2 pseudogenes are annotated in these 1,165 nt (G+C 67.8%); both read right to left on the bottom strand.

Features of this window, described 5'->3' with window-relative positions:
- A pseudogene (locus AC1DYI_RS36355) lies at positions 1-742 on the bottom strand (hypothetical protein); the annotation flags it as partial.
- Between the two features lie 38 nt (positions 743-780).
- Positions 781-1,165 (bottom strand): annotated as a pseudogene (locus AC1DYI_RS36350) (phospholipase); the annotation flags it as partial.

Raw genomic sequence — 1,165 nt, 5'->3', positions numbered from 1 at the left:
CACCGCTGGCGCCCATCGCCTGCTCGAGTGCGAAGCGGCGCTCACGGTCCACCATCAGCTGCTGCAGGGCTTGCAGGTCAGCCGCTTGCAAGCCGCCCTGGCTGGTGGCCCAGTGGCGCACGAAGCTCGCCCGCACCAGCCGCAAGGCCTGGCGGTGGACGAACTCGGCGTCTTGCCGCGCCAGCGCCTGGCGGCCATGCACGTCCAGCTGCCGCCACACATCGCGCAGCGTCACCTGTTGCAGCGGCCCGTTGCCGAAGCGGTAGTCCAGCAGGCTCACTCGCGCCAGCGCGTCTTCGCCACCTGCTGCCAGTTGGTCGTCCAGGCGAGCGACCGAACCGTCGCCGAGCTGCGACCGCAATGTGCCCATGTCGAGCGCATGGCGCTGAACGACAAAGCGCTGCGGCCCTTCGGCCCCGAATGCCTGGTCGAGTGCAGGCTGGTAGACGCGCTCCAGCGTGGCAACCAAGCTGGCCTCGGCCGCAGCTTCGAGCGCAAAGCCGACGCGTGCGCCAACGAACAGCTGCTCGTCGCGGAACWGCGCTTGCGCATAACTACCCAGCAGGTGGTCTTGCGCGGCGGCTTCGGCCACGGCTTGCCGTGTGGCCTGCGGGTCTTGCAGCTTGGCGGCGCGATAGAGCAAGTCCATCGACGCTGCCGACAGGCGCCATTCGTTGACACGCAGCACCGTGCTCGCATCGGCAGCGGGTGCCGCATACAAAGCCCAAGGAGTGGCGATCAAGGCGGGAATCAGGGCCCAGGCCCTCAAGGATGAGCGCTTCATTGCACCAGGCGCTCGGCGGCGCGGTTGAGGACGTTAACCACCATCGCGATGGCATGCGGCACGACCTTGCGCCCGACCATCACGCGGTCGGCATGCGCGGTCGACGACAGCACCAGCGTGCCGTTGGCGTACGAGTAGGCACCCAGTTGGTAGAGCACCGGCCGCACGTCGGTCGCGGTCGGCGACAGCGGCGTGATGTCAGCCATCGCCTGCTCGACCAGGTTGAAGGCGCCGAGCTGCTCACTGTCGTAGTACGTGAAGACCCAGCTTTCCCAGTCCGAGTGGTTGTTGCCCAGCGTGTTCCAGGTGTGCTGCGGCACGGCGGTGTCGGTCGTGTGCAGAACGAAGCCGATGTTCTGCGCCGTGGGCCGCGCCAGGAAC

The sequence above is a fragment of the Ideonella sp. P3_A4 genome, assembly GCF_056403075.1.
The sequence above is the reverse complement of the archived record's forward strand: the minus strand, read 5'-3'. Positions and strand labels throughout refer to the sequence as shown.